The following is a 22054-nucleotide window of genomic DNA, read 5'->3' on the forward strand; positions in this document are numbered from 1 at the left end:
CTTCATTGATGACTTTATTCTCGATAAAAATCATCTGCTACCACAGAGAATCTATAAATAATACTGCGTAAGTCCTAATTTATTGTTTTATATGGCGCTTTTCCGCGTCCTTATGTCAAACATTCCATGTTTTAACTTGTACTTCCTTATGTGGTAGATTTTGCCATAAAGCCTATTCGATTAAAGTCGTATTTTTCGTATCTCTATGTAAGCTTTTTCGTACAAAAGCTAAGCTTTATATTTTTTTCTGTTACCGCATGCATTTTTTAAAACCTCCAGACATAAAAAAGCCCTGTAGTCTCTCCCAAAACTACAAGGCTTAGCGGCTGTAAGTTTCCTCTTTTCCTTACTTCACTGTAAGTTCGCTGTCTTTTGACGTTATTCTTATACTTTTGCGATTTTACTCAACTATCCGTGTTGAGTTCTTTTTCTGTGAAGTCATCTTCTCAAAAATGGTCAGAAAGCTCTATGCGCAAATATCTCGAATTAATGTAAGCCATTTCTTACAAAATCCGATACATTTCGCCCACACTTTATAAAGAAAACTGATTGTTAACTTTTTCTAATAAGCCACTCACTCGTGCTGTTCGTTTTGTCAGCGCTTTGGCCAATGCCTCTTTTGCAACCAATAAGCTCAGCACTTTTTTCGCACGTGTAATAGCAGTATAGATCAGCTCCTTACTCATCATTTCAGCCGCATGATTTTCCAAAACAACAGCAGTATGAGTAAATTCGGAACCTTGTGATTTATGGATGGTCAGTGCATATGCTGTTTCAATACTTTTCGGTAAGCGCGTTGCCGCAACCCATTTATTCAAACTTGGGAAATAGACTTCAAATTGGCGTTTTGGCTGTGCAGGACGTATCAAGCAAATACCAATATCTCCATTTGATAAGCCCAGTTGATAATCATTATAGGTCATCATGACTGGTCGCCCCACATACCAGTCGCCTTGCTTAAGCTCACCGAGTTGATGCAGCACGCGAGATTCAATCTGCTGATTCAGCTCAGATAAACCGAGTTTGCCATAGCGAATAGCCGACAGAATTCGATAATCATCAAATGTTTTAATCACGTGTGAAAGCCATCCGGTAAATTCCGCTTCTTGCTCTGGCACATGCTCTAGCATTTTTACATACGCTTGAAAGCCATACATCAATTGATCGTAATAATGTCCCCAATCGGGCGTAGGATCGGTTGATGTGGGTAAATATTGCAACTGAATTTTATCCTTCATCTCGAGTGATAACGGAATCGGAGCCAATGTGCCCGCTGACACTACCTGTTGCTCAAACTGAGTTAAAACCTGTGCTGTACTTTGTGCTTCATCTTGCTGCTGAATAAATCGTGCAAACTCACCAATCGCTGCGCCTTGTACAAAACGACGACTGGTCTGTAAATGTGTCCGATGGCCTTTTAAAGCCTCAACCTCTTGCAAGTTGGCAAGCACCGCCCCCACGTCGACCGAAGCCAATTGTTCAGCATCACCCAATAAAATCAGTTTGGCATGATCAGGAATCGCCGCGAACAACATCTGCGCCAGACTCAAATCCAACATCGAGGCCTCATCGACCACAATGACATCGTAGGGTAAACGTTGCCGTTCATTAAAGCGTGGAATTGCACGTGTACCTAAGCCTAAAAGGCGATGCAAGGTCACAGGTTTTAGGGCTTTTTTCAAAATGGAAAAATGTTGCAAAGCGGGATCTTTAAAGGCCGCTTGTAAAGCCTCTTCCATGCGCTGAGCTGCTTTCCCCGTTGGTGCGGCCATCGCAATTCTTAGCTCAGGTTTTGCTTCATTGAGCACGGCAATAATTCGCGCCAAAGTATAAGTTTTACCTGTTCCCGGCCCACCCGTAATAATATTCAGACTATGCTGACACACCATGTTCAAAGCTTGAATTTGATGTGGATCGGTTAATAGCTCTTGGCTGTGTTCAGTCCCACTTATTGGAGAGGATAACTGGCTTAAACGCGCCACTTGCTTGGCTAAAGCATGCTCTAATGCCCAATAACGATATAAATATAATCGCTGACCATCAAAGACGAAAGGCGATGCCTGTTGTATTGCCTGCGCTTCGGACCGTACCAATGGCACTAAGCACTGAATCTGCGCTGATGTCACAGGGTGACAACTATCGCCATTTTGTACTGCCTGCATAAGCTGTTGAATCACATCATTGGCCTGTATGTGATCTGCATTTTGCGGTAAATACTGCTCAAGTAAATAACTAATCCAGTCAGGTAAAACAGGTTCAATTTCTGTATGTTCTGCCTTATTTTTTTGACTCAAAATATCAGAATCTGCTGGATTTTTCCGCAATATGTTCAAAGCCTGTACAGATAAGGTTTTTTGCTCATTTTCCACACAGTTATCCTCAAACTTATCCACATGACAATCTATTGTTTTATTGACAATATTTTTTGTATTTAGGCGATTATTCACGATTAAACCACAACCTTAGCGCTTAAGATTTCATCTAAAGATCGAATGAAATCATCACTCGGTTTCCAGTGATATACGCCTGCGTTGGATTGCCCATCCATCCCGCGTAAATACAGATAACTCGCACCGCCCAAATGCTGTGATATGTCATAATCTTTCATCACCGCAGTCAAATAACGATGCAAAGCAACCAGATACAGTGCGGCCTGCAACCAATAACTGGAATGGCTCATACTTTCGCGAATATGCGGCTGATTATAATGTACGGTCTGTTCGCCCAAGAAATTACTCTTATAATCGGCAATGTGATAGCGCTGACCATCAAAATACACCAAGTCAATTGAACCGGTGAGATAGCGCGCAGTAAACACATCATTCAGGTCTTGAATGAGTAAATCGGGTTCCTTCAGGCTTTCAAATAAGGCACGAACTTTACGAATCCCCAGCGCGCGATCGGCCAAGCTCATGTGAAAATCCATTTCCGCACGGTATTCACCGTCTTTGAGCTGACTCAGGCTAAAGCCTTCATGCAAAGGGGTCTGAATAATCTGGCGATACCATTCATGCATTTCTTGAATGATCTGTAATTCGACTTGCTCAGGATCTTCGGTCGTCCCCAGCTGTTTCATCAGGTTTTGCAGCATCTGAGGCGAATCAAATTCCACATCACTATGGAAACGTGTGGCAATGGCTTTAGCCAATTGGTCATCCGCAGTACTGAATTTGACTTTTTCCATCAGCTTATGCAGAAAGCTTCCCGGCTTGGTGCCTTTCGGAAAATGGCGTTTAATCCACGAAATTTGCACGGTCGATTCTGCTGACTGCACAGCCACTTGCTCGACTTCATCGGCTGCACTGTCCCTGACCTCGACAACTGGCGCGGCCAATTGGTCACGTTGGCTATGGCTTTTCAGTGTCACACGGGTCAATGCAGTAAAACTGGTAGTTTCGCGAGGATAAAAATTGCCTGTTGGAATACTTGCAGCATGTAATTCTGGGGTGCTGTTATGCTGCTGGGCCAGTCGCGCAGGTGCATTATTCAGTACGTTTTCATCCACACTTTCAGCATGCTGGAAAATATCGGTGGTCGTACCGCGCCAAAAGGTCAGCCCTGATCGTGCTTCTGCTTGCTGCTTTTTTTCCTCAGCATGATGACGTAGTACCGCATAGACCCGATAACTGGCGCGGGTCAACGCCACATACCATAAACGGTGATGTTCGGCAGCATTACGCGCCTCATTTTGCTCGATATCATCTTCAGGTAAATCGGACGATTTCACCGCAATAACACGCTCTAAGCCCAAGCTTTTCTTCTGATTTTCTTTCAATGAAAAGTTTAAATTGCCCTTTTCACTTAAACCTGCATTGGCCCCTAACAAAAACACACAGCCAAATTCCAAACCTTTGGAGGCGTGAATCGTCATCAACTGCACGCCTAAATTTCCAGTCAATTTGCGTTCTTGCGTGCTTTCGTTATTGATGCCCAAATTAATTTGACGGATAAACCATTGGTATAATTTATGCGCGCCGGTGTAGTGTTCACTTTGTTGACTCAGCAATTCGGACAAATGTCTTAAGTTCACCACGGTACGTTCATTGTCACGACTTTGCCCAGCAACCAGTCGCGTCCACACCTGAAACAAAGTCATGCAACTATTCCACGCACTGCGGAATCCTTGCTCATTCCAAATCAGTCGAATCTGCTCAAGCTGTTCAATCACATCACTCAGGCCATCGGGCTGTTGCTCCAACTCAACCAAGGTTTTTAGATCATAGCCCAATAAGCGACTGAGTAAGGCCCTTTTAACTTTGGCTTCCTGATAAGGGTTTAAAATCGCATTCAGTAAGGCTGCAACATCTTGCGCGACGGCACTTTTATACACGCTCTCACGTGAGGCTTTATAACAAGGCACACCCAGTTGCTGTAAACAAGTTTGTACCTGTTCCAACTCAAAATGGTTTTGTCCCAAAACCGCAATATCATCAGCTGTGAAAGCACGTGGCCCGGTTTTTTCTTGAAAATATAAAGTGCCGTGTTGCGCCTGATTTAATAAATTTTGAATCTGCCAGGCCACTTGCTCCGCTTCAGGCAAATTTTCATCCAACTGCAACCAACGCAGCGGCTGTGGGTTAATCTGCCCCTGATCAATTAAAGGCGGATGTTCGCGCTCACCGGCCTGAATAGGGGTGTAATCGACTTGCTCACCGAAATCCATTTGTCGATGAAATAGAGCATCTACCACACTGACCAAGTTTTTCACTGAGCGATGGTTTTTATTTAAGGTATAACAACGCCCAGCCTTCGTTTGAATATCATGGCGTGCCTTACGGTAGGTCAGCATGTCCCCGCCACGGAAACCATAAATCGCCTGTTTCGGGTCACCCACCATAATCATACAACTTTGGTGCAAGCGTTCTTTGACCCGCCAAATGCTCGACAGCATGTCGTCCTGATCTTGGTTGGTATCCTGAAATTCATCGACCAAAATGAGGGGGTAGCGTGCCAATACATGTGCCGCAAAGCTGTCTTTGCCTGCCGAAGCGCTCTGCTGTAGCGCTTCCAATAAGGTGCGAATTTGCTGTGAAAATGTGGTTTCACCCGCTTGATGCAATACTTGCGGTAAATGCTTTTTGACTTCCTGCGCCAAATAAAAATTCAGGTATTGTTCCGCTTGATTGAGATGATCAAACGCTTCAATAAAGGCACGAAGTTGCTGTACAAACACATGTTGATAGAACGTGGTTTGCACATTCGGTTGCTCCTCAACGACTTTGTCTTTAAAAGCACGATCCTTCCAAAACTTTTTAGTAGGATCAAAAAATAACTTGCGAACACCTTTAACGATAGATTGCAAGGAAGTCGTTTCTGCAAGGACAGCTTGGCTTCCCTGCTGTTCAAAGTGCTGCAAGAAGGTCGGTAATTCAGTATTAAACAGGGTGAAAAATGTGCCTTTATTAAAGCGTTTGGCATCAACATAGCTTTTATAAATACTGTCAGCATCGAAACAGTCGGCCAATTCAACCCGTGCTGTGGGCAGTAATTGCGACAGTTGCTGACACACCGCTTCAAAATGCAATAAGGCATTTTCAGGCAGTTCCGGCACGCGTAAATCCACCGAAGGAAAATTCAGACTTTCCTTGACCACACTGAGATAATGCTCCGGCCCTTTCAGCTGTTTATTCAGCATCAAATATTCAATCAAATGTACCGGCTGCTGCTGAATCCAATCACGTAATAAATCATGCAGTAAACGTTCAATATGCAAGTCTTCATCATCACTGATTTGCACCTGTTCAATACGACCACTTTCAAAGGCAAATTCACGTAATAACTTCTGACTGAAACTGTCCAGCGTACCGACAAACAATTCTTCATATTGCTGCAACACCACGTTTAAACGGTGGTAAGCATAATCCAAATGATGCCCATGATCTTTCAGCACTTGTTGGTACAACGGATCATTTATGCTTTGCTGGAGCTGTTGCAGCTCTGCTGGTGAGGTACTTAATAAGCCGTAAATAAAATCACGCGTTTCTTCAATTCGCAAACGTACCCGTGCTTTTAGCTCGGCCGTGGCTTTACGGGTAAAAGTGGTGGCGATGACCTGATTCGGCAGGTAGCGATCTAAAAAAATCCGCACCATTAAGCTGGAAAGTGTATAGGTCTTTCCCGTTCCCGCTGAAGCTTCAATCCAGTGCAGTCCAGTAAAAATCATATCCGCAATCGGGTTGGTGGAAAGACTCATGGCCTGTTGCGGCATGTTCATTTCACCACCTCTAATTTTTTCGCCCCAGTTTCATCTGCATCCATCACCCGATAGAGTTTTTCGGCATAATGAGTACAAGACAGCTCGAATAACGCATCAGGGGCTTGTTGCTGCAAAATAAATTTCCAATCGCGATGATGACAACTGGCTTCATTCGACTCTAATTCAATCCCACCAAAACTATGGTTTTTGAGCCATTCTTCTTGTAACTTCGGCATATTGTCCAGTACCACTTGTCCCTGTTCATTTTCAACCCATTTTGCATTTTCTTTACGCACCAAGGCCGCAGGTAAAACCACCGGACGTTTTTGTGCATGCCGCCACAGCCCTAGCCATTCGTTTAATTGCTGTTTGGCCTGCTTCGAACTTAAGCCTTTGCAAATGATGCTTTTATCATGACAAATCACTTCACGAATATGTGATGCACCGTCATCACCCAAATCCCAATGGCTCAACCACAACAGATATTCCAGCCATGTTTGGGTCTGACGTTTGGGCTTGGCACTTGAAGCCATACAACTGAGCCAATGGGTGGTTTGGCTATCTTCAGGGACAGTGATATTCAGCAGTAAATTTTCCTGAATGATGAGGTTTTGCTGGGTAATCGGGGTAATGGTACGCCCTTGCAAACGCTCTAAAAGTTGCTGTTGTTCTTGCAAACTAATTTTCCACGCCCCTGTCCGCGTATGCCCTACAGGCAGTACATGTTGAAATAGCGCAATATCGGGTTCGTTCATCGCGGATACTTGTTCAGCATCATCGGTCTGTTTGGGCGGAGACTGCACATAATGTTTTTGTAATAAATCACGCACCTGATATTGCTGTAATTTGTCTAACAACAGTGGTTCTTGCTGCGGCAATTGATCGCCCATATAGACACTGGCCACGCCCAAGGTTTTCAAATACAAACGTGCAGGAAACACCACATCTTTAATCCATTCCTGCCCATCCAGCACGCGAATATCGGCCTCCTCTAGCACGGGATAATCGCGATTAATCCACGACTGACGTTGCCCGCTTTGATCCAAAATATGCTCTGCAACTGCAAACCATTGGTCTTTAAAACGTAAATGATTGCCCGCCTTAAAACCTTTGGGGTCAAAAGGTTGTAGTGGATGCACGTGATACAGTGGACTTAATTGCTGCGGAACGCGTAAACCTTCTAAATCCGTCATGGCATCATGTGGCTGATCAAGTCCTTGTGGACGAATCATCCGGGCTAAAAATTGACTAAATTCGTACAACACCGAAGATGGTTCACGGCTTTCACCATCATTTACATCAAAGCCGTTATAGAACAACCACAAGGACTTACGCGCAAACAGCAAGGCATCTAAAAACGCGCCTTTATCATCTTCTAAGCGTGAACGATCGCCCAATACCGGTTTCAGCAAGTCCATCAAGTCAAAGGGAACTTGTTGATCGCGACGCGGAAATTTACCACTGTCCATATTCATCAGCACCACCAAGTCATAAGGCACTTGGCGAATTTTGCCGATATCGGCAAAGGTCACTGAGCCAGTCGGTTCAGACTGTTCAACTGAAGCATCAATGCCTTGCTGAATTTCCTTTAACAATAGCGCGAGGGGCAACTGAAAATTTTCAGGCAGGGATTCAACTTTATCGCTCTGCGCATTGTGCAGACGTTGGGTCACGGCACGTACTACACTACGGATGCTTTCAAAGGCACGTCCACTGCTTTCGACAAAAGGCTTTAGGTCCAGATCCAGTTGCTGCAACCATGCTTTGACAGTTTTCGTATTGGCTTCAGGCAGCAACCAATCCCGACGAGCACTGATATCGCGATAGATTCGAATCAGGATTTGAACCAGCTCGAAATCACTGCTTAATACGCCAGCGAAACTTAAGGTTTCGGCATAGACTTCATGTTTAGGAATGGCAACACCCAACACCAAACGGTCTAAAGCAAATTTAAAGGTATAACGATAATCACGGTCTTGCTCGGACAAAAACGCCATCATGTGCTGTTCATCTAAACCACGGCGGAAACCGGCATGCACCAACAGCTCCATCATGCGTTCCATTTGTACATGATCGAGTTTATACAGCTCCTGCACGGCATTTAAATTCAACCAGTCATGAAAATCTTCAGCAGTAAAACGTCCTTGACTAATTTCAATCCGTCCAACAAAAGCTTGCCATGCATTTTGTATATCCTGACTCACCACTCCGGCAATTTTTACTGGAATATAAGGCAAATCTTGCGCTGTTTTACCGATACCACGCGTGGTGGAAAACACGGTTCGAATATGCGGTTCGAGTTCTTTTAAATTCGGCACTAAAATTAAAATATTACTTGGATGGCGCGGTTCGTCCTCCGTCCCTGCTGCCAGCCAATGCACCAATTGATTCCGTAATACTTCTAGCTGGCGCAAACTCGAATGACAAACATGAAATTGAATCGAATCATCTTCTAGCGATAATGCATAAGCATGTTGATCAGGTTCTTCCAAGGTCATGATGTCATATTGAATTTGACCCAGCAGTGTCGTCGGTGCTTCTTCAGGAAATAGGTCTTCCCAACCGTCACCGCCCGACATATTCACCAACAAAGCAAAATTGTCACGCGCACGTTTACCCAAACGAGTCAGCAAGGAATGTTGTGATTCCCGAAATTCGGCATTGGTTGTACTTAAATAGGCCTGAATTTGTTCTGAGGTGACCTTTGGATTACGTTCGATATAACGCTGCTGTAATTTTAGGTTATAGCGATCTTTCCATACCGGATCGACCATATCTGCCCAATATTCACGCGACGGGTTGAAATACAGCACATAGACATCGGTAAAGGCCGCTAAGCGATACAGGAATTTGAGCTGTGCAGGCGGAAGTTCTAAGGTGGTAAAGACAAAAATCTGTTCGGGCAAACCATTGTGGGTTTGGTGACGTTCATCATCCTCGACATCGTGTTCTTCAATACCTAAGTCAAATTGCTGCTGTCGATTTTGCTCGGCACGTGCCAAGGCAAGCCAAAACTTATGGTCAATTTCCTGTCGATCATTAAAGTCTTTTTGGAACACATGATGCCAAAGCCAGCGCTGCCAATGTTCAAGTTGACTGGCCTGAGTCGGCAAATATTCTTCCGCTTGCTGCGGCTTTAAGCCTGCCAATTGCAGAATATTTAAAGGCTGATTTTTACTCCAAGCCTTTAACCAATCGGTATCACAATGTGGGCAGACCCAATGCTCCACCCCTTCATCTGGTGTATGAATACAGCTACCGCGATAGCTCATATAGTTGCTGAATAAGCGCGTGACTTGTGCCGCAATCCAATACAACATGGCTTGGCGTTTGCTCGCACGTTTTTGTAAGTCTGAAAGTTGGGCACTATTGTCATATACACGCTGTAATAAGACATGTAAATCCTCAGGAATATGCAGTGCTTCAAACTGATCGGCAGCAATATAAGGCGACAGCGCATTGTAAATTCGCCACTGCATAATCAGCGGCGGCATGTTAATCCCTTTAATCCGCTCGCGATCTTGCTTATTCGGCAGCGCCCATTCATAGGCCTTCCACTGTAGACCTACAATTTTATGGTGATGTTTAATATTGGCACTGATGCTAATCTTCTCAGCGATCTTTTGTTTTAACCATGCGGCAATCGCTTGGTCGGGCACCACGATATGTCTTTCCTGCAATACTGACAAAGCATTGGTTGACTGCTGTGCCTTTAATTGCTCAATCAGGCAATCTACCAATACTTCGATACGCTGACTTTGAATTACGTGTATTGCCATGTCCTATCTATACCGCCTGTCTGATCCACTACTACAAAACAACAATGATTATTTACTATACATCTTCAACTGTCTATGCGACTTTAAAAAGATAATTGATTGCAAAAAGTGCTTTTAAACAAGTATCTTAATGCGACTTGATGAGAAAAAAACCAATACAGTATTCAGGGTATCTGCTTATGAAAATAGATCACATTCCAGACTCAATAGACTCTAACCTTAATCTGGAAATTATTCGTGCCGAATGCCTAGAGCTGGTTAAAAAACGTGCGTATTATTCAGCAGGAGCCGCGATTATTCCGGTGCCTTTTCTCGATGTCGTGATTGATGTCGGGATTCTGTCACAACTAATCCCCGAGATTAATGCACGCTTTGGTTTAGCGCCCGAACAAATCAGTGTATATGACCCAAAAACCAAAGAAATTCAATGGAATGAACTGCGCAAACGCGGGATCGAGTTTTCAGGTTTGGTCGTTGCCCGTACGGCAATGAAAAAATCCCTGAATAACATCGCAACCAAATATATCACCAAACAAGTGACCAAGTTTATCCCATTAGGTGGGCAAATCGTAGCAGCCAGTCTGGGTTATATTATAATGAAAAAAGTCGCTGAAACCCATGTCGAAGAAAGTTACCGTTTGGCCAAGCGTATTCAGCAAAAATATCCTAACCAACCAACACCTAAGCCCCATCACGACCAAGCTGCAATAAAATAGATGATATAAAAAAGCCACATTATGTGGCTTTTTTATGCGTTCGCTAATCTGCTTTCAGTTGCTTCAAAATCATGTTTAGTACCTGCAAACGTGCCTGATGTTTATTATTGGTGGCGATCACATGCCACGGTGCATGCTCTGTATCGGTACGTTGCAACATGTCCGCTGCGGCATGTAAATAATCCTCCCAGCGATCACGGTTACGCCAATCATCTGGAGTAATTTTAAACCGCTTATGCGCGGTTTCTTCACGTGCCTTAAAGCGTACCGCTTGCTCATCTTTATCAATTGCAAGCCAAAACTTAATCACGACGGTTTGGCTATTATATAGATCACTTTCAAAGCGATTAATTTCATCATAAGCACGCTGCCATTCCACTGTGCTGGCAAAGCCCTCAACGCGTTCCACCAACACACGACCATACCAACTGCGGTCAAAAATCGTGATTCTTTCTTCTGGGACTATTTTGTTCCAAAAGCGCCATAAATACGGACGGCGTAATTCATATTTTTCTGGTGCGGCAATGGTGTGAATCTCATACTCACGTGGATCGAGCTTTTTCACGATGCGTTTGATCGCACCGCCCTTACCTGCAGCATCCATTCCCTCAAAGACAATCACCACATTGCGTGTAGCACAACGTAAAGCTTCAGCAACTTTTTGACTTAATTTTTTTAATTCATTTTTATATGCTGCTTCATCGGCCATTTCAGTGGCAGGTGACAATAAAAGTTCAGGAACTGGAGCTTGGGGCCAGTGTTCTTTCGTATTCAGAATATGCTCGGGACAATGTTTCAACGTACGTAAAATATGCTGTGCGAATTGTTGATCGCGGCTTTGCTCATCTTCACCGTCAATCACTATCCAATCATTACTAAAGCGCTGACGTAGTCGTTGCACATTGTCATATTGTTTTTTATTGCGCCAATCCAGTCCATGCAATTTATGCCAATGCGCTTCGCTCGGATCCATCTCATCCAGACGTTTTTGTAAGGACTTCCACGACAGGTCAAACCAGATTTTAATCACATCGACATGGTTGTTTTTTAAGTCTTGCTCATAGGCCCGCATATTCTCAACATAATCATCAAACAAGGTTTCATCCAAAGGCTTGGACACATGCATGGCGGTGCTGAGTAAGTCACTATACCAATTGCCAAACATCACCATAATCTGCCCTTCGGCAGGGATAAAACGCGCATAGGACTGCCAAAAGGTTTGCTTTTGATTGAAAATAATCGGCGCATCTGCTTTCACCCGCAGATAACGCGGATCAACCCATTCACGCAGTTGCTTTACTGCCTCCCCCTTCCCCGCCAGCTCAATCCCACTCACCAAAATCAACACACTTTTTGCATTGGGTTGTTGACTGGTATTTTTCAGTTGGTACTGTGCTTCGATCAGTTCAACTGAGAGTTGTTCTTCATCCATCAATTGAAATTCTGTTTCTTTTAAGCTCATGGCAGACCCTTATTTTCATTCTATTTTGAGTATAACCATGCCTTTCATCGGACAACAATATTTTCATGCAGTCTTGATCACTCATCAATACCGATGCTTTTGGCAACACACTGACTCAGTTTACTGCACAATTTTGTCACTTTGTCATAGCCCTATTGCCAAACAGGCTCTAAAATTCATGCATCTAAAAAATAATTGAGACACTCAATGTCCAAACTTGCAGCATTAGATGATTTACTTGAACTGTATTACCAGTTGAATTACCACAAAAATCCTGAAATTTTACAACGCCTACACGATGTTCAACATTGGCAGAAACAGCGTATGCAGCGTACCCATGCCAAACAATTTGCCGAAAAACACAATGTGCTGATGTCGGAATATTTTATTAACCGTTTATATGGCGGTCCGGATTTTGATGCTTTGGCCGCACAAATTGCGCGTCTAACACGTTATGCACATAAAGCTGAGAAACTGATTCCAGACAATGCAATTAAAACTGGAACTTCAGGGGTAAAATTGGCGATCCTAGCGGTGCAACTGGATGAGCAAGTGGCAATACAATTGCTGAAAGATTATCCATCCAATCCCACCTTAAACGATGAGATGATGCGCCAGACCTATCTTAAGTTGGATCAAAGTACAGATCGCATGTTGCAGTTACAGTTGCTTGATGATTTAGGCCATAAACTCGACAAATATATGCGCTCATTTATGGTCTATACGGCATTTAAAATGTGCAAAGGTGCAGCACATAAATATCATTTTGAAGTGATGTATGATTTTATGCAAGATGGCTTTTTGGCAATGAAACCGCTGAAATCGGCTGAGAAATTTGTCCGTGAATTTACCGCAGTTGAACGTCAAATTGTGGAACGTGTACATGCCGGTGACCCAGCCCCATTCCAACCTGCGGCCTAAAAGGCAACACACGCTGCCAATACAAAAACAGATACAGTATTGGCGATATTTAGCCCATAAAATCAGATTTTTTATAGGGGATTTGCAAAGCTGTTACAGCAGATCCTTATTTTTTCTGTATATTATTCACAACAAATGCAAATGACTGCTGTATAACAACAGAGAATCTGTCATCATGTTTACACAGCAACATTAACCCTATTTATAAGTTAGGAGTGACTCTAATGTCTAATGAGAATCAATCGGCTACCCCTACACCTGAGTCGGCACAAACTACAGACAAAGTGAGTCCATTCTTAACCGAACCATTACCACAAGGGACAGCACAAGGTCAGCAACAATCTTTACAACAACAGTTGACCGATACCCCAGTGACTGGTTCAGTACCTAAATATAATCTGCCACGTGGTGCCAATACAGGCAACGTTGGTGCAACCACGCATTTCGGCTATCAAACCGTCAGCAGCGAAGATAAAGCACAGAAAGTCGCTGAAGTTTTCCATTCTGTGGCAAGTAAATACGACATCATGAATGACTTAATGTCATTTGGTATTCACCGTCTCTGGAAACGCTTTGCCATTAACATGTCAGGCGTACGTCGTGGTCAACACGTATTGGACATTGCCGGTGGTACGGGTGACCTTGCCAAAGTGTTTAGCCGTGAAGTCGGCCCTACTGGTCATGTGGTACTTTCAGACATTAACGAATCAATGTTGAATGTCGGTCGTGATCGTTTAATCGACGCAGGCTGTACTAATGTGGACTTTGTTTTGGCCAATGCTGAAACTTTAGAGCCATTTGCGGACAACAGCTTTGACTTGCTGACTATTTCATTTGGCCTACGCAACGTGACTGACAAAGATGCTGCACTAGCGGCAATGTACCGCGTACTTAAGCCAGGTGGCCGTTTATTGATTTTAGAATTCTCTAAACCGGTATTTGAACCATTCTCAAAACTCTACGACTTGTATTCATTCACCGCTTTACCAATCATGGGTAAAATTGTGGCCAATGATTCTGAAAGTTATAAATACCTTGCCGAATCGATTCGTATGCACCCAGACCAACGTACCCTCAAAGGTATGATGGAAAATGCGGGCTTCCAAAACTGCGATTACCACAACTTAACCGGTGGTATCGTGGCGGTACACCGTGGTTTCAAACTTTAATACTGAAGGCTGAACTATGTGGTCGATTCTCGCACTTGGTGCAGTTGAACGCTTAATTCATCATGTCATTGATTTGGATGCGATTACCCGCATCCAACTGAATGAATTACAAGGTAAAATGCTTCGTGTGGTGATTGATTCACCGCAACTCTCGGTCGATGTGTTTTTTGACGAAAATAAAGTTCGCCTTGAACCAACGGCAACAGGTCACAGCCAATCTGCATCGATTTTCGAACAGCGTCCGTTTGATGCGCAAACGCAAATCACTGAAGCAACGGCGACCTTGCAGGTCAAAACCGTGGTTGAGCTTTTAAAATTGCTGTTGGCCGATGATGTTGGCAATATCCCATTGCAAGGTGATTATCACTTATTGCAGGATATCCAACGTATCATGCAGCAAGCTGAGCCCGATTTAGCTTCGCATTTAAGCCCTTGGATTGGTCCGAGCCTTGCACACGAAATTGCTAAGCTGCAACTCGCACCGAAACATCTCAAGCGAACTTTGCAAAGCCATCTGTTCTTTGCCGAAGATGCACTCAAAGAAGATTCAGGCCTGTTTGCCCCACGTTGGCAAATGGATGATCTGAATCAAGACACCCGTATATTGAATCAAAATTTGGACCGTGCAGAAGCTAAAATTCAGCTGCTGAAAAACCAAATTGACGCATTACAAGACAACACTTAAGACTAGGTATTTACAGATATGATTCCGCACGTTTCACGTTTACTCGACCTTTGGCGCATCGCTGCGCACTATAGACTCGACACGTTGTTTCCTGCGGAAGAATTACCTGAAAAAGCCCGGCATATCCTGTCCTTCATCCGCATGCACCCTGCGGCATGGTCAAGCAAAGAACGGAAAAATCCGCTCAAGCTGAAAGAAGCCATGGAAGAAATGGGGCCGCTGGCGATTAAACTCGGACAGCTGTTGTCGACCCGTCGAGACTTGATTCCACCTGAGGTTTTACAACAACTGGTCCTACTACAAGACCAAGTTAAACCGTTTGGTAATGATGTCGCAAAAATGCGTATCCAAGAATCACTCAAAGCAGATGTCAACACCTTATTTGCACGTTTTGACGAGCAGCCTTTGGCCGCAGCATCTATTGCACAAGTTCATACTGCTGCCCTGCATGATGGTCGTGAAGTCGTGGTGAAAGTGACTCGACCGAATATTCGCAATCAAATTCTGCATGATTTTGAAATATTAGAATGGCTCGGTCAGTTCCTTGAAAAACGCCTAGAAGCCGCTCGTGCCCTGCACTTATCTGAAATTATTCAGGACTACCGTCAAATTATTCTAAACGAATTGGATTTGACTTTAGAAGCGGATAACACCCGTCGTATGCGTCATTACTTCACGGGTTCAAGCATGATGTACGTGCCTGAAGTCTATATGGACAGCCGTGATGTCATGGTCGAAGAGCGTATTACCGGTGTGCCGATTTCAGATATTGCGACCTTTGATCGCCTTGGGATGGATCGTAAAGATTTAGCTGAAAAAGGGCTCACCATTTTCTTTACCCAAGTGTTCCGCGACAACTTCTTCCATGCAGACATGCATCCGGGTAACGTGTTTGTCGAAACCATTAATCCAAGCAATCCACGCTTTATTGCCTTGGACTGCGCGATTATGGGCGAGCTTTCAAAACACGACCAAATGACCGTAGCACGCATGCTGCTTGCAGTGATGAACAGCGACTTTATGCAGCTGATTCAAATTGTGCATCAAGCGGGTTGGATTCCACCGGGTACGGATCAAGATGCCCTAGCACGTGAAATGCGTCGTACCGTTGGCCCAATGGTTTCAAAACCAATGCATGAATTGGACTTCGCCGGCATCCTGATCCAAGTGATGGATATTGCGCGTCGTTTCCATTTAGAGATTCCACCACAACTGATGTTACTGCTCAAAACCTTGGTACATGTCGAAGGCTTAGGAACTGATCTCTATCCCGAATTGGATATTTGGAGTTTGGCAAAACCAATCCTGACCGATTGGATCAAAGCACAAATGAATCCACAGAAAAACTTAAAAGAATTGGGACAAAAAATTCCTGACTTACTTTTAGGTGCGCAAGATTTACCAACGCTGATGATTGATAGTCTCAATGGTCTCAAAAACCAGTCAGCTTGGCATGCAAAACAACTGAATGAACTGCAAAGTATGCGCCTGCAAATGGAACATCAGCAAAAACGCAGCTGGATATTCGGTAGCCTCATGGCGATTTTGCTCTCAATTGCGATTATTTCGCCGTGGTATGTGTCAATTATTTTAATTGCCCTTTCTAGTCTGTTGGCTATTTGGCGTATTTTTAAATAAAACCTATACATCAAAAAATTAATCATGCTGAGCCTTTGGTCTAGAAGGCTCTAGCCTATAAAAACATCATTTAGAATGGCGAATTCAAAAACCTTAAAATCAAAATAAACAATTCACCTACTCATACTCTATGGATGACTCATTAGTCATGCGTGGGAAGTTTCAGCCATTGGGTCAAACTTGAAACAGACTAGAATCACGCTACAACTGTATTTCTTAGTGACCAATCATGATTCAGATTTTGCAAAAACGTCCGCCTTCTTTGAATATTCGTGCCGGTCATTTAGCACGTCAATTGATTGAACAAGACGGTTTACAGGCGGCACACGTTGATATTATTCCGGGTGCTGCGGGTGGCCCCAAGGGCATCGGCATTCAAGGTCTGGATCAAGCTATTTTTGCAAATTTCCTAACACGTGCACCTCAACAACGCACGCTTATTGGTTCATCGATTGGCAGTTGGCGTTTTGCCAGTATTGCCGCGTGGGGCGCGATAGAAGGGACACAGCGCCTGTCTGAGCTTTACACCAACCTGTCTTTTCATAAAAAGATGAGCCGCCAAGAAGTCAGCGATATTTGCCGTGGCATGTTGATTGATTTAATTCAAGGTAAAGAAGCGGAACTGGTCAATCATCCTGATTATCATTTGGCCGTACTTTCAGTCAAAGCACAGCATATTTTTCAAAGTGACAAGGCCTTGCCGCTTTTAGCCTCTGTGGCTGGCATTGTCGGCACCACCGCGATTGCACGTAAACACAGCCGATACTTTATGCAGCGCGTGATTAGCCAACCACTGTCTGGAACTCAATTTAAAATTGGCGATGATGGCTTTACCACGCATTATCATGCCCTGACTGAACAAAGTGTAACACCGTGGTTAATGGCTTCGGCATCGATTCCTGGCGTGATGGCCGCAATTCGTGATATTCCCGATGTACCTCAGGGCAGTTACCGTGATGGTGGCTTGATTGACTATCACATTGACCTGCCATTTCAAAGCCAAGGTATTGTGTTATATCCACATTTTACCGACAGTATTACGCCGGGTTGGTTTGATAAACTCTTTAAACGCCAAGCCAATCCAGAAAATCAGGCACGTACTTTATTGCTGTCCCCTTCACAAGAATATTTGGCGAGCCTGCCATTGGGTCGCCTGCCTGACCGCAAAGATTTCACCCTCAAGGGTTTAGACAATGCACAGCGAATCCGTATGTGGAATCAATGTGTGGCGGAAAGTCAGCGGATGGGGGATGAATTTTTGGAAATGCTGGAAAAGCAAAACTTCCCTGCACTTATGCAAGCGCTGTAGCCTTACAGTAATCTCTGTAAGGGGACGCTATAATAGCTTCAAATTATTTAGTTAGATATGTGTTTAGTTTAGATTTATGCGGATATTTTTAATTATTGTGCAGTATGCCTGCATTGCGTTTGCCCTCTTTCTTGGCTATCAAGTCACAACAGCACTAATGAGTGGTCAATATGATTTAATGGAAATCGTGGCAGATGTCGGGACTATTTTAATCTGTATTGATTTAGCTGTGTTTTTATTCACCAGTAGTGCAAAACAAAGTATCAGTCTTGAAGCATATGCCAAACAACTGGAACAACCGCCTTCAAAACTGGTTTATGTCACTCGTAAATTAGGTCATTTAGGTATTTTGCTGATTATTACCAGTTGGATCGTGCCGATGGTTCGCTAAGTCATAGGCATAAAAAACCTCCCAATCAGCATTACCCACTGGGAGGTTTTTTTATTTGCGGTTAAAGCTTACTTCGAACCTTTAATCCCGGCCTGAAGTAACAATGCACCTAAACCACCAATTTTATTTTCTTGTGGTTTTGCTGCTTGAGGCTTCTTGCCTTGTAGGCGGTCGCCTTGCGGACGTGCATGCTGTGGGCGTTTACCCTGCGGCTTACGCTCACCACGCTGTTCCTTGTTTTGACCCTGTGCATGCTCACGACGTGGCTGACGTTGTGGTTTCGCCGCTGCTGCACCTTCAGCACGCATCGACAAGTTCACACGATTACGTTCAACATCCACATTTAACACACGAACCTGAACAATTTGACCCGGTTTCACCACTTTGTGTGGATCGGCCACGAACTCGTTCGCAAGTTCAGAAATATGCACTAAACCATCTTGGTGTACACCTACATCGACGAATGCACCGAAGTTAGTTACGTTCGTGACCACACCTTCAAGCTGCATGCCTTCAGTCAACTGCGCTACTTCAGTAATGTCTTCACGGAACTTCGCTGTACGGAACTCTGGACGCGGGTCACGACCTGGTTTTTCCAGTTCAGACAAAACGTCTTGAATGGTTGGTAGACCAAACTGGTCATTTACAAATTCTTCAGTATTCACTTGGCGAATAATTTCAGTATTGCCAATGATGTCTTTCACCGTTGTCGCTTTGGCTTCAACAATTTTCGCAACAAGATCATAAGACTCAGGGTGAACTGCAGAAGCATCTAGCGGTTCAGAACCATCTTGAATACGTAAGAAACCAGCTGCTTGTTCAAATGTACGTTCACCTAAACGGGGTACTTTTTTCAAAGCTTGACGATTGTCAAAACGACCATTTTCTTTACGAAAATCGACAATTTGCTGTGCAATCGATTTGTTCAAACCTGCGATATAACCCAAGATTGCAGAAGATGCCGTGTTGACATCCACACCCACAGAGTTCACACAGTCTTCCACTACTGCTTCAAGGGTTTTCGCTAAACCAGTTTGGTTTACGTCATGTTGATATTGACCCACGCCAATCGATTTTGGATCAATCTTCACCAGCTCTGCCAATGGATCTTGTAGACGACGTGCAATCGACACAGCGCCACGGATCGACACATCAAGCTCTGGTAATTCCTGCGAAGCCAATTCAGAAGCTGAATACACCGATGCACCGGCCTCTGACACAGAAACACGAATTAAATTTAGATCGGTATTTGCAGCCATCATTTTAGCCACAACACTTTCTGTTTCGCGGCTAGCCGTGCCATTACCAATGGCAATCAGTTCAACATTAAACTCACGACATAAACGTGCAAGTTCAGCCACTGAACCCTCTTTATCGTCTTTTGGTGCAAATGGGTAAATCGTGCTGTGTGCCAGTACATCACCAGACGCATTCACAACTGCCAATTTCACACCGGTACGGATACCAGGGTCTACACCTAAAGTGCAACGTGCGCCTGCTGGAGCAGAAAGCAACAAATGACGTAGGTTTTCAGCAAAGACATCCATCGCTTCACTTTCAGCAGCCAAACGCTTTTCAGTCAATAATGAATGTTCAATTGCAGGACGGACTTTACCCAACCAGAACAATTTTGCGGTTTGTTTTAAGAAATCTGCACGCGCTTGAGGCTGAGCCGTTTCTAGATTGTATTCTGTTTCAATGCGTGCCAATGGTGCATCATCTTCACCATCCACTTTTAGGCCCAAGACATTTTCTTGACGACCACGCAGCATCGCCAATAAACGATGTGACGGCACTTTGTTTAAATTTTCAGAGAAATCAAAGTAATCGCGGAATTTTTTGCCGACTTCTTTTTTCTCATCACTTGCCACTAAACTTTTTAACACTGCTGTTTTTGCAAATGTCGCTTTAAGCTCAGTGGTCAATGGAATATTTTGTGCCCATTCATCAATCAGAATATGCTGAACAGCATCTAACTGACTTTCGGCATCTGGATAATCGTCATGGCTAAAACCTGCCAATGCTTCAGTTGGATCAACCGCTTCATTAAAGATTTTTTCAGCAATCGGACCCAAGCCAGCTTCTTTGGCTTTAAAGGATTTACTGGTGCGTTTTGGGCGGTACGGCGCGTAAATTTCTTCTAGCGCATTTTTGGTTTCCGCTGCATTTACGCGAGCCAACAAATCGTCAGAAAGTTTATCTTGTTCTTTTAGAGATTCGATTACTTTTTCACGGCGCTCAAATAAATCACGCAGGTAAGTCAAACGGGTATCAAGTTGACGTAATTGAGTATCGTCCAAACCTTGCGTTACTTCTTTACGGTAACGTGCGATAAATGGAACACTAGCACCTTCATCAATCAGCTTAATGGCCGCTTCAATTTGATTTGGACGTACGGCAATTTCTTTTGCCAACTGCTGAACTAAGTCAGTCATCGTATTAGATCCCTGCAAGGATAAGTTCTAAAAGCCATGATTATAAAGACCAAGACCATAAAATCCACAATTGTTTTTATAAATTTATGCGTGGTTTTTATTGCCAATCCATAGCAATGACACATTTTTTTACTAAACTGACTATGAAACAGCAAATTAGCGAATCCAGCGTACAGAACTTAAACCGCTTAACATGTATACATTTGGTATCTATGTCTTGATTTTAACTGCAATATTTGTTGCTTTAGAGCATAGTAAATTTATATAAATGAATCGTATACTCAAGTGAAATCTACTTTTTGTTTACGATGACAATAAAGAATAAAGGAGCACGTCATGAGTTTAGTTGTACCTGCTGAAAAAACAGATGCCGTACATGCCGAAACCGACCGAGTTGAACGCATTTTGGTTGTCGATGACGACGTTCGTCTGCGCACGCTCTTACAACGCTTCTTAGAAGATAAAGGGTTTGTGGTTAAAACCGCACATGATGCCACTCAAATGGATCGTCTGTTACAGCGCGAACTTTTCTCTTTGATTGTGCTTGACTTCATGTTACCCGTTGAAGATGGCTTAAGTATCTGTCGTCGCTTACGTCAATCAAATATTGATACACCTATCATTATGTTGACTGCACGTGGCAGTGACTCAGACCGTATTGCCGGTTTAGAAGCTGGCGCAGATGACTATCTACCTAAACCATTTAACCCAAATGAACTTTTAGCACGTATTCGTGCGGTATTACGTCGTCAAGTACGTGAAGTTCCTGGTGCACCAAGCCAGCAAATGGAAGTGGTTTCATTCGGTCCATGGTCACTGGATTTGTCTACCCGCACATTAACACGTGAAGGCCAAGTGGTAACGTTAACGACCGGTGAATTTGCGGTTCTTAAAGCTCTCGTTCAACACCCACGAGAACCACTCACCCGTGACAAACTGATGAATCTTGCACGTGGTCGTGAATGGGGTGCAATGGAGCGTTCAATTGACGTTCAAGTCTCTCGCCTACGCCGCTTGGTGGAAGAGAACCCTGCCCGCGCTCGTTATATCCAAACCGTATGGGGTGTAGGTTATGTATTTGTTCCAGATGGTGCGGAATAAGATTAAACAAAGATAAATGTCGCTAACACGACGGAGTCTTTTCATTAAACCTAATAGATATGCAATAACCTGCGGTTCGCCTTACTTTTGTTTCGGCAAAAGTAAGCAAAACCATTGTCATCCGCAAAACTCGTCCATTTTCTGCACATAGATAAAATCATCGCAGAAACTTTATATATTAAACACCTCCTGCCTCAAACAGTTGCGGATGACCTGAGCGCGTATCGGACATGGTTTATTGTTCTAACACTT

13 protein-coding genes are annotated in these 22054 nt (G+C 43.8%); 8 read left to right on the forward strand and 5 right to left on the reverse strand.

Features of this window, described 5'->3' with window-relative positions:
- Nucleotides 1-533: 533 nt before the first annotated feature.
- From recD to ACN6OV_RS13240, 3 genes are all read right to left on the reverse strand, one after another.
- A complete protein-coding gene (recD, locus tag ACN6OV_RS13230) occupies nt 534-2294 on the reverse strand; it encodes an exodeoxyribonuclease V subunit alpha (protein ID WP_427953735.1) in 1761 nt (586 codons plus the stop codon).
- Between the two features lie 155 nt (nt 2295-2449).
- The gene (locus tag ACN6OV_RS13235) at nt 2450-6214 is read right to left on the reverse strand and encodes a UvrD-helicase domain-containing protein (RefSeq protein ID WP_427953673.1); all 3765 of its coding nucleotides are present in this window, start codon (nt 6212-6214) and stop codon (nt 2450-2452) included.
- Nucleotides 6211-9975 carry an exodeoxyribonuclease V subunit gamma gene (locus ACN6OV_RS13240; protein ID WP_427953675.1) on the reverse strand — a complete coding sequence of 1255 codons (3765 nt, stop codon included), beginning with the start codon at nt 9973-9975 and terminating at the stop codon, nt 6211-6213. Before ACN6OV_RS13240 ends, ACN6OV_RS13235 begins: the two co-directional genes overlap by 4 nt.
- Nucleotides 9976-10154: 179 nt before the next feature.
- Between ACN6OV_RS13240 and ACN6OV_RS13245 the strand changes: the two genes are divergently transcribed.
- On the forward strand, nt 10155-10691 hold the full coding sequence (locus tag ACN6OV_RS13245; protein ID WP_427953677.1) for a hypothetical protein: 537 nt from the start codon (nt 10155-10157) through the stop codon (nt 10689-10691).
- Between the two features lie 43 nt (nt 10692-10734).
- Here ACN6OV_RS13245 and pap read toward each other — a convergent pair whose 3' ends face one another.
- Nucleotides 10735-12153: a polyphosphate:AMP phosphotransferase gene (gene pap / locus ACN6OV_RS13250; RefSeq protein WP_427953679.1), complete on the reverse strand. Its 1419-nt coding sequence runs from the start codon at nt 12151-12153 to the stop codon at nt 10735-10737.
- A gap of 207 nt (nt 12154-12360) precedes the next feature.
- Here pap and ACN6OV_RS13255 point away from each other — a divergent pair, with 207 nt between their 5' ends.
- The 6 genes from ACN6OV_RS13255 to ACN6OV_RS13280 all read left to right on the forward strand — a co-directional run bounded on the left by ACN6OV_RS13255 (nt 12361) and on the right by ACN6OV_RS13280 (nt 18266).
- Nucleotides 12361-13074, forward strand: a complete 714-nt coding sequence (locus ACN6OV_RS13255; protein ID WP_427953681.1) for an FFLEELY motif protein — start codon at nt 12361-12363, stop codon at nt 13072-13074.
- A 224-nt stretch (nt 13075-13298) separates the two neighbouring features.
- Nucleotides 13299-14243, forward strand: coding sequence for a bifunctional demethylmenaquinone methyltransferase/2-methoxy-6-polyprenyl-1,4-benzoquinol methylase UbiE (gene ubiE / locus ACN6OV_RS13260; RefSeq protein ID WP_427953683.1), 945 nt, complete (start codon nt 13299-13301; stop codon nt 14241-14243).
- A gap of 16 nt (nt 14244-14259) precedes the next feature.
- Nucleotides 14260-14928 carry a ubiquinone biosynthesis accessory factor UbiJ gene (locus ACN6OV_RS13265; protein WP_427953685.1) on the forward strand — a complete coding sequence of 223 codons (669 nt, stop codon included), beginning with the start codon at nt 14260-14262 and terminating at the stop codon, nt 14926-14928.
- 18 nt (nt 14929-14946) lie between these two features.
- Complete coding sequence (locus ACN6OV_RS13270) at nt 14947-16566, forward strand: ABC1 kinase family protein (protein WP_427953687.1); 1620 nt, start codon at nt 14947-14949, stop codon at nt 16564-16566.
- A gap of 229 nt (nt 16567-16795) precedes the next feature.
- Nucleotides 16796-17875: a patatin-like phospholipase family protein gene (locus tag ACN6OV_RS13275; protein WP_427953689.1), complete on the forward strand. Its 1080-nt coding sequence runs from the start codon at nt 16796-16798 to the stop codon at nt 17873-17875.
- Nucleotides 17876-17951: 76 nt separating this feature from the next.
- Nucleotides 17952-18266, forward strand: coding sequence for a hypothetical protein (locus ACN6OV_RS13280; RefSeq protein WP_427953691.1), 315 nt, complete (start codon nt 17952-17954; stop codon nt 18264-18266).
- A 68-nt stretch (nt 18267-18334) separates the two neighbouring features.
- Here ACN6OV_RS13280 and ACN6OV_RS13285 read toward each other — a convergent pair whose 3' ends face one another.
- A complete protein-coding gene (locus tag ACN6OV_RS13285) occupies nt 18335-20701 on the reverse strand; it encodes a Tex family protein (protein ID WP_427953693.1) in 2367 nt (788 codons plus the stop codon).
- 336 nt (nt 20702-21037) lie between these two features.
- Here ACN6OV_RS13285 and ompR point away from each other — a divergent pair, with 336 nt between their 5' ends.
- Nucleotides 21038-21802, forward strand: coding sequence for a two-component system response regulator OmpR (ompR, locus tag ACN6OV_RS13290; RefSeq protein ID WP_067761296.1), 765 nt, complete (start codon nt 21038-21040; stop codon nt 21800-21802).
- Nucleotides 21803-22054 lie beyond the last annotated feature (252 nt).

Origin of the sequence: Acinetobacter sp., from assembly GCF_050285345.1 — a bacterium.
GTDB lineage: Bacteria > Pseudomonadota > Gammaproteobacteria > Pseudomonadales > Moraxellaceae > Acinetobacter.

Excerpts from the sequence above, each read along its gene's own strand:
- ACN6OV_RS13280 (WP_427953691.1), top strand. The coding sequence starts at position 17,952 with ATGCGGATATTTTTAATTATTGTGCAGTATGCCTGCATTGCGTTTGCC.
- ACN6OV_RS13240 (WP_427953675.1), bottom strand. The coding sequence starts at position 9,975 with ATGGCAATACACGTAATTCAAAGTCAGCGTATCGAAGTATTGGTAGAT.
- ubiE (WP_427953683.1), top strand. The coding sequence starts at position 13,299 with ATGTCTAATGAGAATCAATCGGCTACCCCTACACCTGAGTCGGCACAA.
- ACN6OV_RS13285 (WP_427953693.1), bottom strand. The coding sequence starts at position 20,701 with ATGACTGACTTAGTTCAGCAGTTGGCAAAAGAAATTGCCGTACGTCCA.
- ACN6OV_RS13270 (WP_427953687.1), top strand. The coding sequence starts at position 14,947 with ATGATTCCGCACGTTTCACGTTTACTCGACCTTTGGCGCATCGCTGCG.
- pap (WP_427953679.1), bottom strand. The coding sequence starts at position 12,153 with ATGAGCTTAAAAGAAACAGAATTTCAATTGATGGATGAAGAACAACTC.
- ACN6OV_RS13255 (WP_427953681.1), top strand. The coding sequence starts at position 12,361 with ATGTCCAAACTTGCAGCATTAGATGATTTACTTGAACTGTATTACCAG.
- ACN6OV_RS13275 (WP_427953689.1), top strand. The coding sequence starts at position 16,796 with ATGATTCAGATTTTGCAAAAACGTCCGCCTTCTTTGAATATTCGTGCC.
- ACN6OV_RS13235 (WP_427953673.1), bottom strand. The coding sequence starts at position 6,214 with ATGAACATGCCGCAACAGGCCATGAGTCTTTCCACCAACCCGATTGCG.
- ACN6OV_RS13265 (WP_427953685.1), top strand. The coding sequence starts at position 14,260 with ATGTGGTCGATTCTCGCACTTGGTGCAGTTGAACGCTTAATTCATCAT.
- ompR (WP_067761296.1), top strand. The coding sequence starts at position 21,038 with ATGAGTTTAGTTGTACCTGCTGAAAAAACAGATGCCGTACATGCCGAA.
- ACN6OV_RS13245 (WP_427953677.1), top strand. The coding sequence starts at position 10,155 with ATGAAAATAGATCACATTCCAGACTCAATAGACTCTAACCTTAATCTG.